Origin of the sequence: Amycolatopsis minnesotensis (assembly GCF_039529815.1) — a bacterium.
GTDB lineage: Bacteria > Actinomycetota > Actinomycetes > Mycobacteriales > Pseudonocardiaceae > Amycolatopsis > Amycolatopsis minnesotensis.
Genome location: NZ_BAAANN010000037.1, coordinates 39,426 through 64,528, shown reverse-complemented (window position 1 = coordinate 64,528; position 25,103 = coordinate 39,426). Strand labels below are relative to the sequence as shown.

General features: G+C 70.0%; 20 protein-coding genes. 11 read left to right on the top strand and 9 right to left on the bottom strand.

Annotated elements, in window-relative coordinates:
• Nucleotides 1-112: 112 nt before the first annotated feature.
• The gene (locus ABD256_RS34570) at nucleotides 113-682 is read left to right on the top strand and encodes a dihydrofolate reductase family protein (protein WP_344428864.1); all 570 of its coding nucleotides are present in this window, start codon (nucleotides 113-115) and stop codon (nucleotides 680-682) included.
• Between the two features lie 111 nt (nucleotides 683-793).
• Here ABD256_RS34570 and ABD256_RS34565 read toward each other — a convergent pair whose 3' ends face one another.
• The 3 genes from ABD256_RS34565 to ABD256_RS34555 form a co-directional block, all read right to left on the bottom strand.
• Nucleotides 794-1,978 (bottom strand): HNH endonuclease signature motif containing protein, encoded by a 1,185-nt coding sequence (locus ABD256_RS34565; protein WP_344428862.1) that lies wholly within the window; start codon nucleotides 1,976-1,978, stop codon nucleotides 794-796.
• A gap of 323 nt (nucleotides 1,979-2,301) precedes the next feature.
• Entirely contained in the window at nucleotides 2,302-2,970 is a 669-nt protein-coding gene (locus tag ABD256_RS34560; protein ID WP_344428860.1) for a YoaK family protein, read from the bottom strand.
• Between the two features lie 34 nt (nucleotides 2,971-3,004).
• Nucleotides 3,005-3,322: a hypothetical protein gene (locus ABD256_RS34555; RefSeq protein WP_344428858.1), complete on the bottom strand. Its 318-nt coding sequence runs from the start codon at nucleotides 3,320-3,322 to the stop codon at nucleotides 3,005-3,007.
• Between the two features lie 166 nt (nucleotides 3,323-3,488).
• Between ABD256_RS34555 and ABD256_RS34550 the strand changes: the two genes are divergently transcribed.
• From ABD256_RS34550 to ABD256_RS34535, 4 genes are all read left to right on the top strand, one after another.
• A complete protein-coding gene (locus ABD256_RS34550; protein WP_344428856.1) occupies nucleotides 3,489-4,199 on the top strand; it encodes a Clp protease N-terminal domain-containing protein in 711 nt (236 codons plus the stop codon).
• 84 nt (nucleotides 4,200-4,283) lie between these two features.
• The gene (locus tag ABD256_RS34545) at nucleotides 4,284-5,243 is read left to right on the top strand and encodes an asparaginase (RefSeq protein ID WP_344428854.1); all 960 of its coding nucleotides are present in this window, start codon (nucleotides 4,284-4,286) and stop codon (nucleotides 5,241-5,243) included.
• Nucleotides 5,244-5,656: 413 nt separating this feature from the next.
• Nucleotides 5,657-6,895 carry a DUF6801 domain-containing protein gene (locus ABD256_RS34540; RefSeq protein ID WP_344428852.1) on the top strand — a complete coding sequence of 413 codons (1,239 nt, stop codon included), beginning with the start codon at nucleotides 5,657-5,659 and terminating at the stop codon, nucleotides 6,893-6,895.
• 98 nt (nucleotides 6,896-6,993) lie between these two features.
• Nucleotides 6,994-7,848: a class I SAM-dependent methyltransferase gene (locus ABD256_RS34535; RefSeq protein WP_344428850.1), complete on the top strand. Its 855-nt coding sequence runs from the start codon at nucleotides 6,994-6,996 to the stop codon at nucleotides 7,846-7,848.
• On the opposite strand, the gene ABD256_RS34530 is transcribed toward ABD256_RS34535, so the two are convergent.
• Nucleotides 7,818-9,089 (bottom strand): PucR family transcriptional regulator, encoded by a 1,272-nt coding sequence (locus ABD256_RS34530; protein ID WP_344428848.1) that lies wholly within the window; start codon nucleotides 9,087-9,089, stop codon nucleotides 7,818-7,820. The two genes, ABD256_RS34535 and ABD256_RS34530, sit on opposite strands and share 31 nt — an antisense overlap.
• Before the next feature lie 195 nt (nucleotides 9,090-9,284).
• Here ABD256_RS34530 and ABD256_RS34525 point away from each other — a divergent pair, with 195 nt between their 5' ends.
• Together ABD256_RS34525 and ABD256_RS34520 are read left to right on the top strand one after the other, a co-directional pair.
• Nucleotides 9,285-11,603 (top strand): ATP-binding protein, encoded by a 2,319-nt coding sequence (locus tag ABD256_RS34525; RefSeq protein WP_344428846.1) that lies wholly within the window; start codon nucleotides 9,285-9,287, stop codon nucleotides 11,601-11,603.
• A gap of 193 nt (nucleotides 11,604-11,796) precedes the next feature.
• Nucleotides 11,797-12,981, top strand: a complete 1,185-nt coding sequence (locus ABD256_RS34520) for a PucR family transcriptional regulator (protein WP_344428845.1) — start codon at nucleotides 11,797-11,799, stop codon at nucleotides 12,979-12,981.
• An 84-nt stretch (nucleotides 12,982-13,065) separates the two neighbouring features.
• On the opposite strand, the gene ABD256_RS34515 is transcribed toward ABD256_RS34520, so the two are convergent.
• Nucleotides 13,066-13,269: a hypothetical protein gene (locus ABD256_RS34515; RefSeq protein WP_344428843.1), complete on the bottom strand. Its 204-nt coding sequence runs from the start codon at nucleotides 13,267-13,269 to the stop codon at nucleotides 13,066-13,068.
• A 349-nt stretch (nucleotides 13,270-13,618) separates the two neighbouring features.
• Between ABD256_RS34515 and ABD256_RS34510 the strand changes: the two genes are divergently transcribed.
• The 4 genes from ABD256_RS34510 to ABD256_RS34495 all read left to right on the top strand — a co-directional run bounded on the left by ABD256_RS34510 (nucleotide 13,619) and on the right by ABD256_RS34495 (nucleotide 18,910).
• Nucleotides 13,619-14,566 (top strand): alpha/beta fold hydrolase, encoded by a 948-nt coding sequence (locus ABD256_RS34510; protein ID WP_344428841.1) that lies wholly within the window; start codon nucleotides 13,619-13,621, stop codon nucleotides 14,564-14,566.
• A 334-nt stretch (nucleotides 14,567-14,900) separates the two neighbouring features.
• Nucleotides 14,901-16,112: a PucR-like N-terminal domain-containing protein gene (locus ABD256_RS34505; RefSeq protein ID WP_344428839.1), complete on the top strand. Its 1,212-nt coding sequence runs from the start codon at nucleotides 14,901-14,903 to the stop codon at nucleotides 16,110-16,112.
• Nucleotides 16,113-16,381: 269 nt separating this feature from the next.
• Nucleotides 16,382-17,647, top strand: coding sequence for a PucR-like N-terminal domain-containing protein (locus ABD256_RS34500; protein WP_344428837.1), 1,266 nt, complete (start codon nucleotides 16,382-16,384; stop codon nucleotides 17,645-17,647).
• A 114-nt stretch (nucleotides 17,648-17,761) separates the two neighbouring features.
• Complete coding sequence (locus tag ABD256_RS34495; RefSeq protein WP_344428835.1) at nucleotides 17,762-18,910, top strand: serine hydrolase domain-containing protein; 1,149 nt, start codon at nucleotides 17,762-17,764, stop codon at nucleotides 18,908-18,910.
• Nucleotides 18,911-18,970: 60 nt separating this feature from the next.
• Here ABD256_RS34495 and ABD256_RS34490 read toward each other — a convergent pair whose 3' ends face one another.
• From ABD256_RS34490 to ABD256_RS34475, 4 genes are all read right to left on the bottom strand, one after another.
• Nucleotides 18,971-21,841: an acyltransferase domain-containing protein gene (locus ABD256_RS34490; RefSeq protein WP_344428833.1), complete on the bottom strand. Its 2,871-nt coding sequence runs from the start codon at nucleotides 21,839-21,841 to the stop codon at nucleotides 18,971-18,973.
• Nucleotides 21,838-23,580 carry a fatty acyl-AMP ligase gene (locus ABD256_RS34485; protein WP_344428831.1) on the bottom strand — a complete coding sequence of 581 codons (1,743 nt, stop codon included), beginning with the start codon at nucleotides 23,578-23,580 and terminating at the stop codon, nucleotides 21,838-21,840. Before ABD256_RS34485 ends, ABD256_RS34490 begins: the two co-directional genes overlap by 4 nt.
• A gap of 382 nt (nucleotides 23,581-23,962) precedes the next feature.
• Nucleotides 23,963-24,580, bottom strand: a complete 618-nt coding sequence (locus ABD256_RS34480) for a hypothetical protein (protein WP_344428829.1) — start codon at nucleotides 24,578-24,580, stop codon at nucleotides 23,963-23,965.
• Nucleotides 24,581-24,596: 16 nt separating this feature from the next.
• Nucleotides 24,597-25,103 carry a hypothetical protein gene (locus tag ABD256_RS34475; RefSeq protein ID WP_344428827.1) on the bottom strand — a complete coding sequence of 169 codons (507 nt, stop codon included), beginning with the start codon at nucleotides 25,101-25,103 and terminating at the stop codon, nucleotides 24,597-24,599.

Genomic DNA, 25,103 nt, shown 5'->3' with positions numbered 1-25,103 from the left:
CGGCGCCCCCACCCCGTCCGTCGTCTCTGCCAGGTGGCCGATGTTGCGCCACCCGAAACGCGCGAAGCTTTCTCCGAAGGCAACGGAACACCGCTGAACAGGAGAAAGCCCGATGCGCAAGGTCATTCTCTACGTCAACGCCACTCTCGACGGCTACACGGCGGGCCCGAACGGCGAACTCGACTGGATGCTCCCGGACGCCAGGATGAACCAGGAGCTTTCCGACGAGTTGCGCGAGCGCGTGGACACCATCCTCACGGGCCGCGTCTTCCACCACGCCATCGACGAGAACTTCGGCGCGCAGGCCACCGACCCGGCCGGCCCGCCCGCGCTCGCCGACTTCGCGAGGTGGATGATCAGCACCCCGCGCGTCGTCTTCTCCCGCTCGCTGACCGAGGTCGGCGAACCGTCACGGCTGGCGAGCGGTGACATCGCGGCCGAGATCGCCGCACTGCAGGACAAGCCGGGCCGGGACATGGTCCTGTTCGGCGGCAGCTCGACCGTGCAGCGGTTCGTCGGTGCCGATGTCGTCGACGAGTACTGGATCAAGCTCTACCCGGTCGCACTCGGCGAAGGGCGGCCGCTGTTCACCGATCTCGCGCAACGCGCGAACCTGGAACTGGTGCACAGCAGGTCGCACGGCTCCGGCATCGTCACCCTTCGCTATTTCGCCCGGAACTGAGCCGGGCGCCTCAGCGACGGGCGCGCACGAAATAGTACGACTACCTGACCACCGGCATCGGCGCCCTCGACGGCGTACTGCGCCTGGACACCTTGCCCGTCACCCGCCACGTCAAACGCGCGGGCGCGGTCGCGTGACATTCCCATCGGGTGGCAGGGAAAGGTCGAGCGGCGGCCCTTCGCTGTAGCTCCGCCCGTCCGGCGCGACGACGGTGAGCACACCGTCGTCACCGGTGACGAACTGCCACCCCGGTTCGTCGCGCAGTACGTGGTGGGTCCGGCACAGCGGCCGGAAGTTCGCTTTGTCGGTTCCGCCGCCGTCTTTCCAAGCCTGTGCGTGGTCGAGGTCGGTGTACTGGGCGGGCCGGGTGCACCCCGGCATGCTGCACGTCCGGTGCGTGACGTGGAGGTACTTCCGCATGGCGCTCGGCGGCCGGTAGTTTTCCCGGCCGAGGTCGACGGGCAGGCCGGTCATGGGTTCGTCGATGATCCGGTTCCAGACCGAGTCGGCGTCAAATGCGATCGCCCGCGCCATCTCCGGTGAGATGTCACCACACCCCGTCAGCTCGCCCGGATTGTCGCGCAGTCCCAGCAGGGTTGGCAGGTCGATGTGCACGAAGATCTGCGCCTTCGGCTTCCCCGCACACCCATGACCACCCAGACACCGCTCGACCAGTGCATCCAAGCGCAATTGATCCATGGTGCACTTGTCACCTTGCCGCTTCTTCGCCAGCGCGTCCCGGTCACAGGCGGCGTAGAGCGCCTGCGCCCGATCCGACGGCAACTCCGCGAACAGGGTGGACGACCCGTGATCCCCATGCCGGATTTCCAACCGACGCGCCGCCACTTTCTCTTGCCGTCGCCGCTCATATCCTTCAGGGTCAACTCGCATCAGCAATGAGTTGACCAACCTCCGCAGTGCGGGCGGATTCCGATTCTCGAACCTCCCCGCCAACAACGAGTCAACCTCAGCAGCCACCCCCTCAGACACACACGCGGTCGCCTCAAAAACACGGGAGGCCGCATACTCGTCAATGAGTCCCGCTTCCATCGCCGCCAGGGTGCAGGGCAGGTATGAGGTCAACGCGTCAGCGAGCGCCACCTTCCGCTCCGCCGCAGCGTGCGTCACAGCATGCAGCAACCCCACCTGCCCCACCGTCGATCTTCGTGAGGACACTTGCTCCATCTCCGCCATCTCGCGCAGCAACATCGCCTGCTGATACCGAATAACCCGCAACCGCCGAGCCGCAGAGTCAGAAAGCATACGAACCCGATAAAACTCGTCTTCAGTAGACACGCCACAATTCTACCGCCCCGCAAAACAATTTCCGTCACCCAATCAGGTACACAAAATATCACAGCTTGCCACAACGGAACCACAACGACACGAAAGCCAACCAACAACCGGGACCGACAATGCGTCGGGAACGGCACACCAAGGCGACCAAAGAATTCCGTTCCGTGGGGAACTGTCGCTGGTGACCAACGACGCGACCCGCACCGAGGAGCGACAGTTCCCCACGGCGCGCCGCAGGCGCGCTTGAAACCCTCACCGCGCCCCCCAAACACGCGAGAAAAACGAGATCCACCAAAACACGCGAGCGACACCAACCACCCCGGCTAATCCGGCGCAAGAACGAACACCAGCCCCGCAGAAGCGACAAGTACGACGGCAAACAGGAGCGTGCCGGAAAAGCTCACCCGCAACAGAAGCGCTCCCACCCCAGCACCCGCGAAAATCGCCACCACCGACCCGAGACGGCGATGGATCTTCGCGTCCTTCCCACCACCGAGCACCCCGTCCGCGACCAGCCCGGTGAGCGTCCTGGTGAGCACGGTCGTGGTCAGATCCGGCGGCGAAAGCACCAGGATGGTCGCGTTCTGGAAACCGAAGCAGACGCCGAGCACCCCGACGAACACCTTGACGAGCACCGGGCCCGCACCGTCGAGCACGCCCACCAGCACCAGCGCGGCGATCACCAGCAGCACCGCGGACTCCACGCCGAACGCGAGCCCGAGCCATCGTCGCGGGCTCCCGCGGAACCTGCGCCCGAGCCGCCCGCCCACGGCGGCACCGATGACGAAGCCGGCGAGCGCCACCAGCGACCCCGCGATCGAGAATCCGGTTCCCGGCGACAACGAGACCCCGAGGAACACGATGTTCCCGGTCATGTTCGCCACGAAGACCTTGCCGAGACGCAGATAGCAAACCGCATCGATGACCCCGGTGGCCATGGTCAGCGCGAGCAGCGCGCCGACCGCCCACCGTCGTGAGACCGGCAGTTCCACGCCGCGCTCCTTCACCCGGGCCGAACGAGTTCCGTCACGGCGCGGACCGCCGCAACGCACCCATCGCGACCGCGCGCCGGTCCCCGCCCGCTTGCCAGAACCAGTGGAGCTGCCCGAATCCCGCCGCGCGTCGAACCAGTGCCTTCCACATCAGCGCATTCTTCCAGCGAAGGCGGAGTACGGCCAGAGAAGTCCTTTGTGGACCGCTACCGCGCGACCCGCCCGGTGAGCACCTCCCACCACCGGTCTGCTCGCACACCCAGTCCAGCTCGGCGGCGAGCGTGGTGCCGAAGATGCCGGGATCGTCGGAGGAGACCACGACCGGCAACCCCGCGGACAGGAACCGGTGCACGGGGTGAGTCCCACCGCCCGTCGTCGCTTTCCGCCAGGTGCCGCAGCAGCGCGGTGGCACGGACACAACCGTGGAAGTGCAGATGCAGCTCGGCAAGCATGATCCGGACGATCGCACCGGCCGCACACCCTTGAATATGACCCCATGAGGGGGTATATATGGGGGTATGCCAAAGATCAACGTGTACCTGCCGGACGAGCTGGCCGAGAGCGTCAAGGAAACCGGCCTGCCGGTCTCGGCCATCTGCCAGCAGGCCCTCGAACTGTCGGTGCGCAGGGTGACCGCCATCCGCTCGACCGTGCTCGGTGACCTGGGGGCCGAGGACCCGACCGCCAAACTCGTCCAGTTCACCGAACGCGCCCGCACTTCGATCAGGCTCGGGATCGAGAAGGCACGGGAAGCGGGCGCCCCGTCGGTGGGCACCGAGCACCTGCTGCACGGAGTGCTGGCCGAGGGCTCGAACCTCGCCCTGCAGATCCTGCCCTCGCTCGAAGTCGATCCCGGCGCGGTGGCGGCCGGGCTGCCCGTCGAGCAGGGGAAATCCGCGGCGAACCGGTTCAGCGGGCCCGCCGCCAACGCGCTCGAACTGACCGTCGTCGAAGCGATTTCCTTGGGGCACAACTACGTCGGTTGCGAGCACCTGCTGCTCGGGCTGCTCGCCGAGCCCGACGGCACGGCCGGGGAAGTGCTGCGCGGGCTCGGGGTCGACCAGCGTTCCGCACGCCGCGCGGTGGTCGCCGCGCTGACCGGGTACGCGCACCTGCAGCGGAACAGCACGGCCAACCCGCTCGCCGCGACGATCCGCGCCGAGCTGAAACCGGTCCTGGACCGACTGACCCGGCTCGAGCGGCACACCGGACTCGGCGCGGATGACTGACGTGCGCACACGGCACAGGATCGCGCTGCTCGGTTCCGCGCTCCTGCTCGCCTTGCTGGCCGCGATCATGACGGGGGTCTGCTGATGAAGCGCGTGCTCGTAGTCTCGACCGGCGACACCATCGCGCAGCATCGCGGCGGCGTCGAACCGTGCTTCGACCTCGTCGCCCGTGTCCGGCCCGGCATCCTCGGCGCGGACGTGCGCGCCGAGGACATGATGGCCGAACCGAGCTGGGACACCTCACCCGCGACGATGCTCGCGCTGGCGCGGCGGGTGCGCGCGGCCATCCTCGACGAGCACTGCTCCGGCGTCGTCGTCGCGCACGGCGTCGATACCTTGTGCGAGACCGCCTATCTCGCCGATCTGCTCGCCGATGCCGCGGCCGAACGCGGCGGGATCGTGTTCACCGGCGCCGTCCGGCACCTCGACGATCCCGCGAGCGACGGGGCGGCCAACCTCCGTGACGCGGTACTGGCCGCCGCCGATCCCGCGCTGCGCGGGCTCGGCGCCGTGGTCTGCGCGGGCGGCGAGCTGCACGCGGCGCGCTGGGTGTCCCTTGTGGACACCACGGTGGCGACGCCGTTTTCGTCCTCGCCGCGGCCACCGCTGGGCCGGATCATGGGCGAGCGAGCCGAAATCACCGCTCTCGCACCGCCGAGGCCCCCGCGAACCACGGATCTCCCCGAAACCGACGTGGCCCTGCTGAGGACCTACCCCGGTATGCCGCCCGTGCTGCTCAGCACGGTCGTCGACGCCGGCGCGCGCGGGATAGTGCTAGAAGGCACCGGCGCCGGGAACGTGCCGGTGGACCTGCTCACCACCATCGACGAGCTGACCGGATGGGACATCCCGGTGGTGCTCGCCGCGCGCGCCCACACCCGTCCCGGCGCGGCCGAGCCGGCACCGTACGAAACCGGGCTCGCCACGAGGGTCGGCGCGATCAGCGCGCGCGGGCTGGCATCGTCGCAGGCCAGGTGTGCGCTCATGGTCGCGCTCGGCAACGGCGGTGTCGACGCTGTGCGCGAGTGGTTCGCCCTGCTCTGAACGATCTGTTCCGGCCGAGCAGCCTAGCAACACTTCTCACCACTCGCACCGCGAATAGCGAGACGAGCACGACATGGCGGGAGACCGCCGAAACCGGCATGCTCATGGCGGCAGAAGAATTGCGGGCCCGGCGTCTTTGTCATCCTGGCACGAGTTCTCCGCACCCGGTTTGTCATCCGGCGGCGGGTTTCCAGGCGGCCCGCTTCCTGGGAAAACTCCTCGTTGCGCTGCTAGTGACCACCACAACCGGACGAACCGGGATGATAATTTCCGAACCGGAAGTAACTTTTCTCACGGCAGCTCTTGCCGCCCGCGCGGCGAGGTCGTTAACTGTGATCGCATCCCGGATTCCCCGGTGCGCGTGCATTTCCACGCCGTTTTGTATCACCGCTGATACTACGGAAGGATTATTCGTGAGTAGCCCTATTAGAAGGAAAGCGCTGGCGGCCGCCGCGGCTGTCGGCGCGACCGGACTGGTCGCGGTGTCACTGGTCGTCGGCGCGCAGACCAGTGCCGCGTCGCCGGTGAGCCTGACGCTCAACTACCACTGCGACTACCCGCTCGTCGGATCGCAGGGGATGAAGGTCGTCATCAACACCGACCTGCCGGACTCGATCGATGTCGGCAAGCCGACCGGCGCGTTCGACATCAAGTCGACCGCGACGGTCAACGCGGACACCGTGAGCGGCCTCGGCCTGATCGGTGCGACGACCATCGAGGGCCAGGCGCTGGCCAACGCGTCGGTGGAGGCACCGGGCATCACGCTGCCGGTCAAGGTGCCGATGGAGGTCCCGAAGACCAACATCCCGGCGAGCGGCGAACTGCCGATCAACGTGCAGGGCAAGACCCCGTCGCTGACCTTCCAGAAGCCAGGCGAAGCGAAGATCACGGTGGGCGACCTCGAGCTCAAGGTCACCCCCCGCAAGGCCGACGGCTCGGTCACTTCGATCACCCCCGACGGCACCATCACGGCCCCGTGCAAGCAGGACGCGGGCCAGAACGCGGTGCTGAAGACGATCAAGATCGGCGAGGGCGGCGGCACGCCGACCGACCCGACCACGCCGCCGACCAAGCCGACGGACCCCACCACGCCCCCCACTGACCCGACGACACCGACGACACCGCCGACCACGCCTCCCGGCACCGGTGGCGTCAAGATGAGCTACGGCATCGACGGCGAGACCGCGCTGAAGGCCCTCGGCAGCACCGCGCCGATCAAGGGTTCCTTCGACGCGGACGCGGACCTCGGCAAGAAGACCTTCACCGGCGACCTGAAGCTCGACCCGTCGCACACCGAGTTCAAGCTGCTGGGCTTCCTGCCGGGCAGCTCGGACATCAAGGTGGTCCAGAACGGCGAGCAGAAGGGCGAACTGGTCGACAAGGGCTTCGTGGCGCACGTGAAGTTCGACGTGTTCCTGCCCCAGATGAACCTGTTCGGCGTGCCGATCAGCCAGGACCCGAAGTGCCAGACGACCGCTCCCTCCACCAGTGACCTGAAGACGGGCCCGGACTTCGACCTGCTCAAGGGCGGGAAGCTGAGCGGAACCTACTCGCTGGCCACGGTGAAGGACTGCGGTGGCCTGACCGACTACATCAACTGGTTCGTCAAGAGCGACGGCAACACGCTCGACCTGAACCTGACCAGGAAGTAAGCACCGCGGAAACCCGTCCGGCCGCGTTACGGGGCCGGACGGGTTTCCGTGCTTTCCACTCCTTTCCCACCCCTGCGACCGAGCGGCGGCGAAATTCCATGACTGTTGACCAGGCCCACCAGCAAGGCGGCGACGTGCGGGCCGCCGTCGCCGCGTTGTTCGACCGTTCTTCGGAAAACTACGACGCGGTCGGCGTCGACTTCTTCCCGGTGTTCGCCAAGCAGCTCCTCGCCGACGTCGGGATCGAAAGCGGTGACCGCGTGCTCGACGCGGGATGCGGCCGCGGCGCGGCCCTGTTCGCCGCGGCGGAGCGGGTCGGCGACGAGGGCTCGGTGACCGGGATCGACCTCTCACCCCGCATGATCGAGCTGACCGAACAGGAAATCGACCGGCGCGGTCTCACGAACGCCGTAGCGGCGGTGATGGACGCGCAGGAACCCGCGCTGCCCGCCGCTTCGTACGACGTGGTGCTGGCCGCCGCCGTCGTGTTCTTCCTGCCGGACCCCGCGGCCGGACTGCGCGCGTGGCACGCGCTGCTCGCACCGGGCGGGCGGCTCGGCGTGACCTGCTTCGGTGCCAACGATCCGAGGTGGGGACGCGTCGAAGAGATCTTCCGGCCGTTCGTGCCGCCGTCGATGATCTGGGCGATGCTCAACCCGTCGAGCCCGTTCGCCTCCACCGAAAACTTCGCCCGCGCCGCGGTGGAAGCCGGCTTCGATGAGGTCTCCTCGACGACGCGGACGCACGACGTGACCTTCCGCGACCCCGAGCAGTGGGTGCGGTGGTCGTGGTCGCACGGCCAGCGGGTGTTCTGGGAGCTCGTGCCCGGCGAGCACCGCGACGAGGTGCGCCGTCGCGTGCTCGCCGAGCTCGACCGGCTCCGCGAGCCGGGCGGGACGATCGTGATGCGCCAGCAGGTCCGCTACGCGGTCGCGCGGCGGGCGGCGAGCTGATCACCGGGTGCCTCGGCGAACTGCTGCGCGCGCAGCGTGACTTCGAGCGCGAAGCGCTGCGCCGGATCGTCGAGGCTCTTCCCGAACAGCTCTTCGAGCTGACGGATCCGGTAGCGCGCGGTCTGCGGGTGCACACCGAGCTGGGCGGCGACGTCGGGTGCGCCGCCCCTCGCCTTGAGCCAGGCGAGCAGGGTCGCGCTCATCCTCGAACGCTGCTTCGGCGTCAGCCCGTCGAGCGGCGCCAGGTTGCGCGCCGCCATCGCGGAGAGCAGGAACTGGTCCGAATGCAGCCACATCGTCGCGAGGTGGTCGTCCCAGCGCTGCACCGCGGTCCCGGGCAGGACGCCGCGGCCCATCAGGTCGAGCGTGCGCCTGGCCCACCGCAGGGAGGTCGCGGCGTCGGCGAGCGGCACCTTCGGCCCCACCGCGGCACGAGTTTCGGGCAGCGCCGGGTCCGGCACCGGGACGTCACCGGGCAGCAGCAGGTACGGCTGCGGGCCGTCGAGGTCCATCAGGATGTCGGCGTCGGCCGAAACCAGACACAATGGACCGTCTACTTCGGACAGCGCGACCATGGTCACCTCGGACGGCAGCGGCCAGCCGGCCGACTGGGCCAGTTCGGCCATCGCGCGCGGCGACCGGGCGGCACCGGACAGGATCCGCTCCAGCAGCACGCGCCGGTGCCTGCTCCTGCTGCCCTCCGCTTCGGCCTGCGCGGCCGCGTATCCGGCGCCGGAGAGGGTGCAGATCTCGTCGACGTAGGCGAAGACCGCCTCGGCGCAGACGCAGATCACCTCGCTGGAGACGCCGTGGCGCTGGGCGAAGGCGGACAGGTGCCGCCACGCGACGCGCCCGCCGACGCGGTAGGCGGTCTGCAGGCAGTCGAGGTTGCCGCGCTCGGCGAACTCGACCCTGCCGAGGTGGTGGAACATCCGGATCCAGTCGCCGCGGCTGCCCTGCCGGGGAATGCCGCTGAAATCGCTGAAGGCGCACAGGACGGCCTGGCGCACGCCCTGCCTGATGTCCTCGCCGACCGGGCCGTCGAGCGGCCGCGCGTACTCCGGCACCGCGCGCCGGATCTCGTGCACCATCGCCGAGGCCATGGCCGTCGCGTGCGGCCGGAAGCGCTCGACGAGGTCGGGTGGGATCAGCGACCACAGCCGCCGCGATCCGGCGAAATCGCCCGCTCCGTGGGCAAGGACAGGGCTGACAGTGCTGACAGTGTCGTCGATGACGGTCATGGTCCTCCTCCGTACCCACGGAACCCACGTTGGCTGCCGTGACGGCTCTTCAGAGTGCCCATTCCGTCGCGGGGGGTCATCGGGAAGAGTACGTATCCGGCATACGTACGCGACGACTCCGCCGAGCGACGGAACGGGTGATGCGCCACTATGATCTTCCCGAGCGCAACTGGTGGTGAGGAGACGGTGCCTACCGTGGCCGAGGGACGTCAGCCGAGGAGTTCTCCGCACGTCGAGGTAACCACCTACGTCGGCAGGCAACTGGAGACCGTGGAGGCGAAACACCTGCTCGGGGCGGCTTCGCTGGTCACGCTGACCGGGCCGGGCGGGGTCGGCAAGACACGGCTGGCGTCCAGGGTGGCCGAGGCGGTGAAGCCCGCTTTCGGCGGTGCCGCCGTGTTCGTCGCGCTCGGCGATCTGCGCGATCCCGAACTGCTGGTCAGCACGGTCGCGAGCAGCCTCGGCCTCGGCGACCGGTCGGCGCGGTCCGCGGTGGACGTCGTGGTCGACAACCTGCGCGCCCGCAAGCTCCTGCTGGTGCTCGACAACTGCGAACACCTCGTCGACGCGTGCGCCTGGTTCGCCGACGCGCTGATCAAGGCGTGCCCGGACCTGGTCATCCTGGCGACCAGCCGCCAGTCACTCGGTGTGGTCGGCGAGCGGGTCATGCCGGTGCCGCCACTGGCGGTTCCCGGTGACGAGGACACCGCGCTGCCCGCCGACCAGCTCGCCAGGCTCGACGCGGTGCGGCTCTTCGCCGACCGTGCGACCGCGGTGGTGCCGTCGTTCGCGCTGACCGACGACAACATCGCCGACGTGGCAAGGCTGTGCCGTGCGCTCGACGGGCTCCCGCTGGCCATCGAACTCGCCGCGGTGCGGCTGCGCTCGCTGTCCGTCCGCCAGCTCGCCGACCGGCTCGACAGACGGTTCACCCTGCTCACGCGCGGCTATCGGCAGGGGCCGTCACGCCACGAGACGCTGCGCGCGCTGACCGACTGGAGCCACGAGCTGTGCACGCTGCCGGAACGGCTGCTGTGGGCGCGCGCCTCGGTGTTCCCCGGCAGCTTCGACCTGGACGCCGCGGAAGCCGTCTGCGCGGGAGAAGGGCTTCCCGCCTCCGCCGTGCTCGACCTGCTCGACGGGCTGATCGACAAGTCCATCCTGGTCCGCGAGGAAGAGGACCAGGGCACCGCGCGGTACCGCATGCTCGAAACGATCCGGCAGTACGGCGAGGAGAAGCTGCGCGCCGACGGGACGCTGACCGAGCTGAAGCGGCGGCACCGCGACTGGTACTACGAGCTGGCGAGGAGCTTCGAAGCGGACTGGTTCGGCCCCGACCAGGTGAGCTGGATCGGCAGGCTGATCCGCGAGCACGCCAACCTGCGCGGCGCGCTGGACTTCTGCGCGAGCAGCCCGGAAGAAGCCGTGGTCGGGCTCGAAATGGTCCGCGTGGTCAAGGAGTACTGGCTCATCAGGGGGTTCAACACCGAGGGCCGGATCTGGCTCGGCAGGCTGATGGACGTCGCGCCGCCGGAGGCGCCCGGCCGGGCGGCCGCCCTGTGGATGTACGGCTTCCTCGCCCTCGTGCAGGGTGACGAACACGGTTACGACACGGCGTTGACGATCGCCGACGAGATCGCCGAGCGGACCGGTGACGACGTCACGCGCGCGTACGTCCGGCACGTGCGGGGATACGCCGCGCTGATGGGAAACGACGGTGAGCGGTCGGCCGAGCTGTTCCGCACCGCGGCGGAAAGCCTGAAGCGCCACCACGATCTGGCCGGCGAGCTGTGGTCGACCTTCAACTACGGGCTCGCGCTGAGCCTCGCAGGCGAGCTGGATCGCGGGCGGCAGGTGCTGCGCGACTGCGTCGACCGCTACGTCGCGCAGGGCGACGTGTTCTGGCGCTCGTGGGCGCTGTGGTCGAGCAGCGCCGCCGAATACCTCTTCGGCGATCTCGAAGCAGCCGTGCGGGCCGGACACGATCTGCTGCACCTGCAGCACGGCATCGGCGACCGCGCGGTCACCGCGTTTTCCCTGACCGTGGAAGCGGGCTGCGCCGCACATCTCGGCGAACCGGTGCGCGCGGCGACGCTGCTCGGCGCCGCGACCACCGTGTGGCAGACCCTCGGCGCCTCGCCCGCCAACTACACCGCGTTCATCAAGCCGATGGAACGCGACATCGAGCTGGTGACCGGGGCGCTCGGCACGGAAAAGGCCGCCGAGGAGTTCCTCACCGGCACCGCGTTGTCGTTCGAGGACGCGGTCCGGTACGCGCTCCGCGAGGACACGCGGCCCGCCACCGACCAGGTGGTGCCGGTGAATCCGCTGACCAGGCGGGAGAACGAGATCGCCGAACTGGTCGCGACCGGGATGACGAACCGCGAGATCGCGGATCGGCTGGTGATCGCCAGGCGCACCGCGGAAACGCACGTCGACCACATTCTGGGAAAGCTCGGGTTCACCAACCGCACGCAGATCGCCGCGTGGGTGCAGCGGGCACGGCAGAACTGAGCCCGAATTCCACAACGCCCTTTCCGAACGGATGCCGCCGCGCGGGACACGCCGGCCGTCCGCCGATGGAAACATTTTCCTTACACCGCCCCCGTTCACGGTGCGGTAGGTTGGCCCCGTCCCGTTCAGCCAGCGGCGAATCCGAATATATTTCGGATTCGCTGGGAAAACCTGATTCCGGAGGTACGCCACCGTGACCGGGCGAAGAAGCGGTGACCTGCTGGCCTCGCTTCCGCGCGAGCTGGCCCGTGTGCTGCACCCGCACGCGGAGACCATTTCGCGGGCCATCGTGGACGAGGTGCGGCGGACCGTACCCGCCTACGCCCGCTCCGCGAACAGCGTGACGACGGGCAACGTGGTCGAGACGGTCGGGCTGGCGGTGCGCCACTGCATCGACCGCATCGGCGATCCCCGCCACGCCGACCGGGACTGGTTCGCCCTGTTCCGCCAGCGCGGCAGGCTCGAATTCGGCGAAGGCCGCACCCTCGACGCGTTGCAGACGGCGGCCATGATCGGCGGCAGGGTCGCCTGGCGGTACATTTCGGCGGCGCTCAACCGAGGCGGTTTCGGGCTCGCCGATGCCGCGACCACCGCGGAGGCGATTTTCGCCTACGTGGACGAACTCTCGGCCTCCGCGCTGGAGGGGTACCACGAGGCGCGCACCCAGGGCGTGGACGTCGCGGCGCAACGCCGCCACCAGCTCCTCGAACTCATCGTGTCCGCGCCGGACACGTCGAAGCTGACGATCGCGGGCCTCGCGGAGGCGGCGGCGTGGCCGGTGCCCGAGCAGTTCGCCGTGATCGCGTTGCGGCGCAGTGCGGACGCCCGCCTCCCCGCCGACCGGCTACCGCCGTCCGCACTGGCCACTGTGGACAGTGCGGAACCGTGCCTGCTCAGCACCGATCCGGTCGCGGACCTGAGCGCCTTCGACGGGCAGTGGGAAAACTGGCGCGCCGCGGTGTCCCCGCCGGTCGCGCTCGACGAGGCGCCTGCCGCGCTGCGGACCGCGCGCCGCGCGCTGGCGTTGCTCGGCGACGGGCCGGTGATCTGGTGCCAGGACCACCTGGCCACCCTGTGGCTGCTCTCCGAAGGGTTCCTCGCCGACGAACTGGCCAAGCGCAGCCTCGACCCGTTCGACACGCTGACCGGGAAACAACGCGAGCGCCTCAGCGAAACGCTGCTCGCCTGGCTGGAAACCCGTGGCGGCGCACCGGAAGTCGCGAAACGGCTCGACGTGCACCCGCAGACCGTCCGCGCGCGGCTGCACCAGCTCGAAGGGCTGTTCGGCGATCGCCTGCGCAACCCGGATTCGCGGCTCGACATGCAGCTCGCCCTGCGCGCGAAACAACTCTCGGACCAGCTCACCCATCCGAACTGACGCGGGCCGCAAACCGACCACGCCAACCACCGAGTTGACGGACCCGGTGGCGCGGGTCGGGGCACCGCGCCACCGGGGCCTGGCTCAGGTGGTGACCGGAACGGTCGCGAGCGAGGGGTCCTGACCGGCGTCGAAACCGCAGGCCAGGTCGAAGGTGCCGGGACCGTTGAGGGTGACGCCGAGTTCGATGTCGTTGACCTTCACGTCGACGTCGGTCGCCGCGCTGCCTTCGACGGTGGCGGCGGCGACCAGCGCGAGCACACGGGCGGAACGTCTACCGGAAGACATGATCGCTCTCCTCGAAAATCGATCGGCACTGACCGAAATCGAATAACCGAACCGATCCCGGAACCGTGCGGCGGCATTTGGTCCAGCGCACTCCACCACGTATTTTTCCGGGTAAGGGCGCAAGGTTTTCGGGTGACCGCCGGATCGGTACATTACTGGGCAGGCACCGAGCGCGGCAAGCGGTCCAGCGGACAAAGCACGAGGTCAGGCCGCCATTCCAGGATTGTTGTCATCCGGCTACGAACCGGCTCGCCTTTTCCGCGAACCCGGATCAGCGATTTCCGGCTGGCGCGCACATCCGCACCTCGATGCGCTAACGTCAGCCGGGCGACAACGGAAGGGGAAAGCATTGAGTCTCGTCACCCGTGACGTGATCCTGCACGGTCACGCGGTCCGATTCTGGGAGTACCTCCCCGAGACGCCGCCCGATCCCGAAGACGACGTGCTCGTACTGGTGCACGGCATCGCGGGCAGCGGGAAGACCTGGCGGCCGCTGCTCGACGAGCTCGCCGCGCGGCAGTTCCCCTTCCGGATCATCGTCCCCGACCTGCTTGGCCACGGGGAAACCGCGAAGCCGCGCGGCGACTACGGGCTCGGCGCCTTCGCCAGCGGACTGCGGGACCTCCTGCTCGCCGAGGGGCACGATCACGTGACCGTGGCCGGGCACTCGCTCGGCGGCGGCGTCGCGCTCCAGTTCGCCTACCAGTTCCCGCAGCTGTGCGGACGGCTCGTGCTGGTCGACAGCGGCGGGCTCGGCCAGGAGGTGAGCGTGGTGCTGCGCGCGACCGCGCTGCCCGGCACCAGGATCGCGCTCGCCGCGGCGGCGAACCCGATCACCTCGGCGATCGGACGCGCGCTCTCGGCGGCCGGGCGCGCACTCGGCGGCCGCCTTCCCGCGGAGGCGCGGGAACTGGCGGCGCACTGGTGGTCGCTGGCCGACCGCGAACGCAGGATCGCGTTCGTCACCACCGCGCGCGGCGTGATCGACCTGCGTGGCCAGCGCGCCAGCGCCACCGATCGCCTGTACCTGTCCAGCGAAATGCCGTCCCTCATCATCTGGGGCGGCAAGGACCCGATCATCCCGGCAAAGCACGGAATGGAGGCCCAGAAAGCAATGCCGGGAAGCTGGTTCGAACTGTTCGAAAACGCGAAACATTTTCCGCACGCCGCCGATCCGGCACGTTTCGCGGACGTCCTCGAAAGCTTCCTGGCGAAAACCACGCCGGCCAGGCTGTCGACGGAAGACATCCGGTCGCTGATCGTCACCAAACTGGCCGAATTCAGCTACCGGCAGTAGCTACCAGATTTTGTCACCGGGTTGAGCGCGCACCACGGGGAAACAGTCACCTCTTTGCTTGCCCGTCACTCCAAAGAGTGTATTGCTTCGGCACGGAGCGCTCTGCCATCCGGGTGCAGGTTGACAGTCATCCGGGTGAAAATTATGTTACGGGAGCGACAAAATCTGGTCGGGTTTCGCCGGATGGCGGGACCGTTTTTGTTCCCTAGTCGAGGTACCCAACATGCCTGGTTCGAGTGATTTGGCCCTGCACGGAAAGTCACCAGGGGAACAGGTGTCCGACGCCGCCCCGCGTCAGCCCCGCGATCGCACGCCAGCACCGCCCCACCCCCGCATGCCGACCTCGGAAAGCGGCCGCGTCACCGGACGCGCCCGCCAGCTATGGGGCCGCCTGCCCGGCGGGCTCGCCGAGGAGTTCCGCCCGCACGCGGACCGGCTGGCGAGGGACATCATCGCGGCGATCCAGGAGGCCGTGCCGGTGTACGCCCAGCCCTTGCGCGGCGCCTTCGGCGAGGTGTTCACCCAGGGCATCGAGCAGAGCATCCTGCAGTGCCTCGACAACCTCGGCCGCGGCGACGCGCCGATGGGCCACTGGATCTCGCTCTACCGGCACCTGGGGAAGGTCGAGTTCACCGAAGGCCGCAGCCTCGACAGCCTGCAGACCGCGTACCGCGTCGGCGGCAGGGTCGCCTGGCGCCACGTCGCCGCGCTCGGCCAGGACCTCGGGCTGGACAGCGACATCTTCTGCACCGCGGCCGAGGCCATCTTCGCCTACGTCGACGAGATCTCCGCGCTGTCGATCGAGGGCTACACGATCGCGCAGGCACGTGCCGCCGGCGCGGTGGCACGACGGCGGAGGAGGCTGCTCGAACTGCTGCTCGCCGACCCGCCCGCGTCACCGCAGACGATCGCGAAGCTCGCCGGCGAGGCGAACTGGAAGCTCCCGGACACGGTCACCCCGGTCGCGCTGGCACCGCGCGCGGACCAGCACCGCGCCAAGGTCCCCGAACTCGACGCGGACGTGCTGGTCGACCTCGAAGGCGGCGAACCGTGCCTGCTCTTCCCCGGCACGCTCCCGGACGACGTCGATCTCGAAGCGCTCCTTCCCGGCTGGCGCGTGGTCGTCGGCCTGCCCATCCCGCTGAGCGAAGCCGCGACGTCGTTGCGGTGGGCCAGGCGCGCGCTGCGGCTCGTCGAGGACGGTGTGCTGCCGGAGCAGCCGGTGACGCAGTGCGGCGACCACCTTTCGACGCTGTGGCTGCTGACCGACGAGTTCCTGATGCGCAGGCTCAGCGAGCGCTGCCTCGCCCCGCTGGACGGGCTGACCGTGAAACAGCGCGCACGGCTCGGCGAAACACTGCTCGCCTGGTTGCAGTCGCGCGGTGGCGCACCGGAGATCGCCGAAATGCTCAAGGTGCACCCCCAGACGGTGCGCTACCGGTTGCACCAGCTCGACTCGCTGTTCGGCGCCCGTCTGCACAATGTGGACGATCGGCTGCACCTGGAAATCGCGCTGCGCGCGCAGAAACTGGCCGCGCGCGCCTGACCGCCGAACCAGAGCTCCCCGCCCGGTACGGGCGGGGAGCTTTTCGCCGGGCACCGCCGTTCGTCATGGCGGTGCACACCGGAACGGCCGCGAATATCACCCTGACGACAAGTTCCCGCCTTTTCCGAATTCACTCTCAAAATGCTTCCGGCGAGCTTGTATCGTGAATCGCGAGCCGCCGGGCAAAAGATCGTTCTCGACGGTGGCGCAATCCGAATACCCGTGCCCGCGCGGAATTCCGCGTGCGGCGGACAGGAAGGACGCCTCGCGTGAGCCCTGCGCCCGACCACCGGGAGGAGTCGGCGCCGACACCGGACGCCACCTTCGACCCGATGCTGGCGCCGCCGAGGGCGCCCGGCGACAGCACCCGCGTCGTGCAGCTGTGGGCACTGCTGCCGAACGAGCTGTCGGCCGTGTTCCGGCCGAGGGTCAGCGACGTGGCAGGCGAGATCCTCACCGAGATCCAGCAGGCGGTGCCGGAGTACGCGCGCCCGGTGGAGGGCGCGTTCGGCAAGCTCATCACGGCCGGGGTGCAGGAAGCCATCCTGACCTTTCTCGACCGGCTCGGCGACCCCTCCGCCGTGCCGCCGAGCCGCGGCAGGGTCTTCCAACTCCTCGGCAGGCACGAACTGAACCAGGGGCGCAATCTCGACGTGCTGCAGACCGCCTACCGCGTCGGCGCGCGCGTCGCCTGGCGGCGGATGGCCGAGGTCGGTGCCGGCGCCGGCGTGCCGATCCCGACGCTGTGCCTGCTCGCCGAAGCGATCTTCGCCTACCTCGACGAGATGTCGGCGTTGTCGATCGAAGGCCACGCGGCCGCTCAGGCCCGCGAAGCGGGCGCGCTGCACCGCCGCCGCCGTCGCCTGATGGACATGCTCATGGCCGAGCCGCCGGTTTCCGCGCAGGCGCTCACCGATCTCGCCGGCGCCGCCGAGTGGGAACTGCCCGAGCAGGTGATCGTGGTGGCCCTCGAACCGACCGGCGAACCCGCGTCCGCGCTGCCCGACGACGTGCTGGTGGACCTCGAATCCGACACGCCGAGCCTCGTGGTCCCCTCCCCCACCGAGGTCCACGACCTCGAGACGATCCTCCCCGGCTGCCGGATGGCGATCGGGCCGCGCGTGCGGCTTTCCGAGGCCGCGAAGTCGTACCGCTGGGCGCGCCGTGCGCTGGACCTCGTCACCGCGGGCTCGCTGCCGGACGCGAAGGTCACCTGGTGCGACGACCACCTTTCCGATCTGTGGCTGCTGAACGAGTCGTTCCTGATCGACCAGCTCGCGAACCAGGTGCTCGCCCCGCTGGCGGAGCTGAAGGGCGCGCACCGCGACCGGTTGTCGCACACCCTGCTGACCTGGCTGGAGACCCGCGGCAACGTCAAGGAGATCGCGAGCACCCTGTCCATCCATCCGCAGACCGTCCGCGCGCGCCTGCACGAACTGGAGTCGCTGTTCGGCAGCGTGCTTCGCGACCCGCAGTACCGCTTCGAGCTGATGCTGGCACTGCGCTCCTCGATGCGGCTCGGCGCCCAGCCCTGACCCCGTGGCTGCCGCTCCGGGTCGCGTGCCACGAATGGGGGTGGGGCAGGCTGCCATCGGGAAGGCGTGGCCAGCACCGCCGCACTGTCGCTTTCGGACGGATAGCGTCGGGGAATGGGAAAGAAGCAGACCTCGATGCGAGTCCTCGCGGCGATTTCGGCCGTGGCAGTGCTGGTGGGATGCGCGGCCTCGGCGTCCGCGCGGACGGGCGGCCTTCAGCGCGACCTCGATGCGGTGCGAGACTTCGGTGTCACCGGCGTTCAAGCGGAAATCGTGCGCGGTGAGCACCGCGAGACCGCCCGCAGCGGTGTCGCGGACATCGCGACCGCACAACCGGTTCCGCTGGACGGGTACTTCCGCGCCGGGAGCGTGACGAAGACGTTCATCGCGACCGTCGTGCTGCAGCTCGTGTCCGAGGGCAGGATCGGGCTCGACGACACCGTCGGACGGTGGCTCCCCGATTTGGTGGCGGGCAAGGGAAACGACGGTCACCGCGTGACGGTGCGAGACCTGCTGCAGCACACCAGCGGCCTGCACTCCTACACCGACGACCTGGTGATGGACACCCCCGACGGGTATCCGGCCAGCCGGTTCCGCCACTACACGGCGCCGGAACTGGTCGGGATGGCGATGCGGAAGGCACCCGAGTTCCGTCCCGCGGACCGCAGGTGGTCCTATTCGAACACCAACTACGTCCTGGCCGGCATGCTGATCCAGCGCGTGACCGGGCGCGACTGGACCGCCGAGGTCGGCGACCGGATCCTGCGGCCGCTGGGGCTGAACCACACCTTCGCACCAGGGGACGTGCCGTTCCTGCCGGACCCGCACGCGAAGGGGTACAGCCGGTTCCCGAACACGACCGAGCTGGTCGACACGACCGTCGACAACATGTCGTGGGCGAGCTCGGCGGGCGAGCTGGTCTCGACCACCCGTGATCTCGGCACCTTCTTCCGCGCGCTGCAGCAGGGAAAGCTCCTTCGTGGCGCGGAGTTCGCCGAAATGCACCGGACGGTTCCCGCCGACGCCTGGCAGGAGATCGACCCCGGCTCGCGATACGGACTCGGGCTCGGCTGGTACCCGCTGCCGTGCGGGGGCGGATTCTGGGCGCACGGCGGCGACACGCTCGGCTACATGACCCGCGCCGCGGTCACCGACGACGGCACCCGCAGCGTGGTCCTCTCCCTCTCGAGCGAGCTAGAAGGAGAACCCCAGAAGACGCAGAACACCTTGGCGCGCACGGTGGTCGAGCACGCCCTGTGCTGACCTTTCGCGCGCGGATGCCGCATGACGGGGCCGGTGGGGGCCCTTCGGGGAAGGAGCGCGTCAGCGTTCTACGGTTTCGGAGGTTACGAAGCGGTGGCCGGAGCGCCAGACCACTTCGTCGTCTTCGAAGGCCGCGCGCAGTTCGGCGGCCAGTACGCCCATGCCGGACTCCTGGTCGACGTCGACGAGGCTGAGCCTGGTGTGCGGGTGTTCGGCGGCCAGCGCCCGCACGAGGCCCCGCAGCGCCGCGCCGTTGCCGGCTTCGTCCGTGGTCGCGTCCCCGCGGACGGCGAGGTAGAGCCGGAGCCAGCCGAGGCGACGGAGCACAGTGGCGGCCATGGTGTGCACGCGGTCGTGGCGGTCGGGGTTCGCGAGGAGCAGCACGACGCCCGCGAATCGGGTCGCGCTGCCGACCAGGGAGGGGAACTCATCGATCTGTTCGATCGGCAGGGCGAGCGCTTCGTCGCCGGAGGCGGTCAGCTTCGCGGCGAGGCGCACCGAACGCGCGAGGCTCGCGGGTTCGTCGTCGGTGACCAGGACCCAGCTCCGCATGCCCACGCCGTCGATCTCGGGCAGCGGCCGTTCCTCCCAGCGCTGTTCCTCCGCAAGCGCCGGAACGGCGGGGTGCGGCGAAGAACGGGGCGCCAGTGCGGCGGGCGGGCGGAGCAGGTCGAGCGCGGGTGAGCCGGGGTAGCGGTGGCCGAGCACCGACGGGTGCCCCGCCGCGTGCAGCGCGGCCACGCTGTGCAGGAAATCGTCGTGACCGCCGCGCGAGAGTGTCGGCAGCGCGTGCACGCCGGGGTGCCCGGTGGTGCCCGCGATCCTGGTGATGACGTCGCCCGTGATGGGATGCGGCGCGATCTCCACGAACGTGCGGTGCCCGTCGGCGAGCGCGGCGGCCACCGCCTGGGGGAACCGCACCGGGCGGCGGAGGTTCGCGACCCAGTAGTCCTCGTCGAACACCTTCCCGCCGCGCGGATCGTCGAGCACGCTCGAATAGAAGGTCGTCAGCGGCAGGCCGGGCGTCAGCGCGCCGAGGCCGTAGCGGAGTTCGCGGAGCACCGCGTCGACCTCGGGCAGGCTCCCCGGTTCGACGCGCCCCAGCATGCGCGCCAGCCGCCCCATCCCGTCGAGATAGGTGACGAGCGCGGTCACCGCGGCGATGTCGCCGCTGACGGTGCACTGCTCGGACGAGCTGAACACGGCGACCGAGACCTCGGGGAACCGGCTCTCCAGCTCCCGGAGCTCCACTTCGGACAGATCGACGACGGCCATCGCGCCGGATCCGCCGTCCCGCATCGCCGCGAGCAGGCGCGCGCGGGTGAGCACGAGCCACAGCCCGTCCTCGACCGCCATCGCACCGGTGACCACGGCCGCGGCGATCTCCCCCGTGCCGTGCCCCAGCACCGCGGCGGGCTCCACGCCGTGCGCGCGCCACAGTCCGGCCAGCGCCAGCTGCATGCCGAACAGCGCCGGGTGCGCGGTCACCGCGTCCATGCCACCGTGGTCGCCCCGCAGCAGCGCGCGCAGCGAAAACCCGGCCTGCGCGAGGAAAACCGACTCCATGCTCTCGACGGCGGCGCGGAACCCCGGCTCGCTCGCCAGCAGGCGCCCGCCCATCGCACGCCACTGCGAACCGTACCCGGGGAACACGAACGCCGGTGCCTTCGTGCCCGTCACCTCGGTGTGCACGAGGCCGTCCGCGACCGCGCGCAGGCTGTCGAGCATCCCCTGGCGTTCGGATGCGACGAAGGTGGCGCGGTGGTCGTCGTGTTCGCGGCACGCGAGCGTCGCCGCCAGGTCCGCCGGCGGGACCGCCCTGCCCTTCGGCGACTCCAGCCAATCGACCAGCTCGTCCGCGCGGTGGCGCAGCACCGACGGCGTCGGGCCGGACAGCGCGAACACGTGCGCGCGGGCGCGATGCCCCGCCGGAAGCCATTCCTGCACGACCACATGGGCGTCCGCGGCGCCGACACCGGCGACCGCACGGGGCCCGGCGTAGCGCGGCCACTCGCCGACGTCCGGCAACGGGACCCGGCCGGCGTAGAGCGCGAGCGCGGTGGTGATGAGCGCGGCGATCCCGGCGTCCTCACCGCGGGAAGCGCCGATCAGCAAGGGCTGCTCGGGGACGTGGCAGGTGCCGAAGTCCTCGACCGGCCCGTGCGCGCAGGCGATGTAATCCACTGTGGACGGATCGGTACCGCCGACGGCGTGCGCCTCCTCGAGCGCCGCCTCGGCGCCTGATCGCACCGCGGTGCCCCTGATCACCGCGTAGACCCGATCGCCTTCGGCGTCGGCGAGCCGCTTGAGCAGCACCACCCCGCAGCCGGCACCGGAACCGGCGACGAGCGCCAGTTCCGTTTCCCCGCACCGAAGATCGCGGACCGCGCGGTGCAGCGCCACGAGCGAAGCCGCACCGCCGGTGTCCACTGTGACCGTCGGCCCGCGTAGTTCGAGCCACCCGGAAAGCTGTTCCGCGGCGGGTCCGCTTCCCGACCGTCCGAGGTAGACACCGGTGCGACTGTCCCGGAGGGATCCCGCCGCGAGGCCGGCGCACGAAAGCGCGGCCCTGGTGGCGTCGAGCAGCGCGCGGTGCCGCCCGGAGCCGAGTGCCGCCGCACCATCGGCACCGTTCCGCGCCGTCTCGGCGAACGCGCGGCCCACTCCGGTGACCGCGACCGGTTCGGTGCCGGCAAAGGACTCGACGAGCGTGGCCACGGTCGGCTGCCGCCACAGCAGCCCGACGGGCAGGTCCCTGCCGATCAGCTCGCCGAGCTCGGTGATCAGTTCGACGGTGTCCCGCGAGGACACTCCCAGTTCGTGCATCGGCCGTTCGCTGTCCTCCGGCGCGGGCCGGATCCCGGTGAGCAGTGCGATCCGGTCGAGAAGCCAGCGTCGTACTTCCTCCTCCCCCCGAGGCCGTTCCTTCACCGTGCCCCCACTGGCGAGAAGGTGCCCGCGAGGTACCGCGCCCGGCAGCCGGCGCGCGTCACCTTGCCGCTCGTCGTCCTCGGCAACCCGTCGGGCGGCAGCACCACCACCTCGTACGGCGCCACCCCGTGCTCGCGGGCGACGGCGACCCGGACGTTTCCGGTCAGCTCCCCCGGGTCGAGCCATTCGTCGTCGACCCAGCGCGCGTGCTCGACCGCCACCACCATCCGTTCCCCGTCGGGGCCGGGCACCCCGAACGCGGCCAGCGCGTGCGGCCGGATCGCCGGGTGCGCCCGCTCGGCGGTCGCCTCGACGTCCTGCGGGTAGTGGTTGCGGCCGTCGACGATGACCAGGTCCTTGATGCGGCCGGTCAGGTACAGCTCGCCGTCGAACCGCACGCCGAGGTCGCCGGTGCGCAGCCAGCGCAGCGACTTGGGCCCGCCGCCGAGCAGCGCGCCGAAGGTGTGGCACGACCGCACCGGCTGCCGCCAGTAGCACTGGCCGACGTTGGGACCGCTCACCCACAGCTCGCCGACCTTGCCCGGCGGCACCTCGGTGCGCCGCACCGGGTCCACGACGACGACCTCCTGCCCCGCCGGCCGGCCGATCGACACCAGCATCGACGCGCGCGGATCGTCGGCGTCCGCGAGCACCGCTTCGCCCGCGCCGAGCCGCGCGCGGTCGAATCGCACGCGCCGCGGTGGCGCGCCGGGAGCGGTGACCGACACCAGCACGGTCGCTTCCGCGAGCCCGTAGGAAGACCGGTGCGTCTCGGGCTTCAGCCCGCATTCGGCGAACACGTCGTGGAACCGGTCCATCACCTCGGCGCGCACGGGTTCGCTGCCGTTGATCAGTGCGCGGACGCCGCCGAGATCGAGGCTCGCCTTGTCGGCGGGGCTGATCCTCGACGCGGTGTACCCGTAGGCGAAGCTGGGCGCGGCGCTGATCGCGCCGGGGCTGGCGGCCAGGGCGTGCAACCAGCGCACCGGTTTCTCCAGGAACGCCATCGGATCCATCAGCACCGCGGCCATCCCGGCGTACACCGGCGCCGCCACCGCCAGCACGAGCCCCATGTCGTGGAAGAGCGGAAGCCAGCTCACCGCCATCGCCCTGTCCGGCTCCGCGCCGTACGCGCGCGCCGCCTGCGCCGCGCTCGCCATCACGTTGCCGTGGGTCAGCACCACCCCGCTCGGCGACTGCGTCGACCCGGACGTGTACTGCAGATACGCGGGATCGTCACGGCCGGGCAGCACCGGGACGCCGTGGCGCACCGGCGCGCCCGCGAGCCCGTCGACCGCGATCACCTGCCGGGGCCCGCGCCCGTCGCGGTCGAGGAAGGTGCGCACCGCGCGGAACCGGTCGCGGGTGGTCAGCACCAGGCTCGGCCGCGCGTCCGCGAGCACCGAGCCCAGCCTGGCGGCCATCGTCGGCTCGAACAGCGGCACCGCGACGAGACCAGCGCGCAGGCAGGCCAGGAACGCGACGACGTACTCGATCCCCTGTGCCATCAGGATCGCCGCGCGGTCCCCCGGCGAGCTCATGCCGTACAGCACGGAGGCGACCGTGGTCACCCGCTCGTCCAGCTCGCGCCAGGTCAGGGTGGCCGCCGCGCCGAGCGGGGTCACGCGGTGGTCGAGGTAGGTGAGCGCGGTGCGGTCGCCGCGCCGCCGCGCCCAGCAGGCCAGTGCCTCCGGCAGGGTGTCCGCCGGGGACGGGGTGGGATCGGAACTCGTCAACATCGTTTTCCTCGCGGGGCGCACGGGATCGGCCGGTGAAGGGTCCGCACGGGGACGGCGCATCCCCGTGCGGACCGGTCCCGGCGGGCGCGGGGGGCTACCACCAGCCGGGAGAACGGAAGGGCTATCCGACTTCTCGATTCATTTCGCTCCCCTCGACGGTGCACAGCGGTGCCCGGGAATCGCAAATATTAAATGCAGAGACACCGTTTCCCGTTAATCTTTCGGGACAGTTCTCTTTACTTGCCCGCAATGAGCGTAGCCGCGTGATGTCCGGCCAGACAATACGAATCGAAGAACTTCCACCAGAAGAAGACAACCGGGGGTTAAAACTGTCACCCAGATTATCGCCTGCCGCCGAGACCTGTCGTGCGCGTGCGAAAAATCACTGCGACTTCAGGTCGGTGACGATCCAGCGCCCGTGCTGCCGTTCGGCCGTCACGGTGAGCTGGGCGGCGCTCGTGCCGTCCGTGCCCGCGTCGCCCCTGGTCGCGCTCTGGTCGAGGAACACCAGCACCGTGGCGTGGTCGCCGTCGAGCACCTTGACCCCGGACACCACCGCCTGGCTGCGCACCACCAGCTTCTGCGCCGGCGCCTGCGCGCGGACCTGCGCGAAAAGCTGCTGGTACTGCGTCTTCGCGGCACCTCCGAGCACCTGCGCCGCGGCCTCGTCGGTCGGCCCCGGGTTGTCGTAGGCGTAGGAGAAGACCTTCACCAGCGCGTCGCCGACCTGGCCGAGCACCTCGCTGGTCGTGGTGGTGTCGGCGTACGCGGCGTTGGCCGCGGCGCCGCCGCGAACCTGGTTGGTCTCGACCGCGAACCAGCAGGCGAGGCCGCCGAACACGACGACGAGCCCGGCAACCAGCATCGCGCGCCAGCTCTTCTTGGCTCCGGCCGGTTCCGCGTCTTCGATCCCTTCCCGCTTTTCACCGTCATCGGTCTTTTCGACCGGCTCGGCCGCGTCGCGCTCTTCCGCTTCCACCACGGTGTGCTGTTCAGCCATCGTTCGCTTTCCTTCCTCACGCGCCGCCGACCGGGACCTGGCCGAGACCGTCCAGCTTCCACCCGTCACCGGTCCGGACCAGCGCGGCCTGGAACCGGTTCCGCTTCGTCGCCGGGCTGCCGCCCTCAGGGGTCACCACGATCTCCACCGCGGCGATCACCTTCGCGGTACCCGCGGTGTCGTCGAGATCGGTCACGGCCGCATCGAGGATCTTCGCCTCGGACACGGTCTTCCCGTCGCTGATGCGCTTCTTGCTCGCGTCGGCGTCCTTGACCAGTTCGTCGTGCAGTTCGCCGGTGGACAGCCCGACCCAGCGGTCGTAACCCGCCGCGGCCTGCCGGAAGTCGAGGGTGTTGAACCCCGCGATGCCCTGCTGGCCGGCCCGCAGCGCCTGGTCTCTCGCCACCGCGCGGTGGACGCCGCCGTCGTGCGCCGCGTCCCACCACGTGTAGCCGAACCAGCCCGCGGCGCCCACCGCCACCACGATCGCGGCGGAGGTCAGCGCGGTACGCGTGTTGACCAT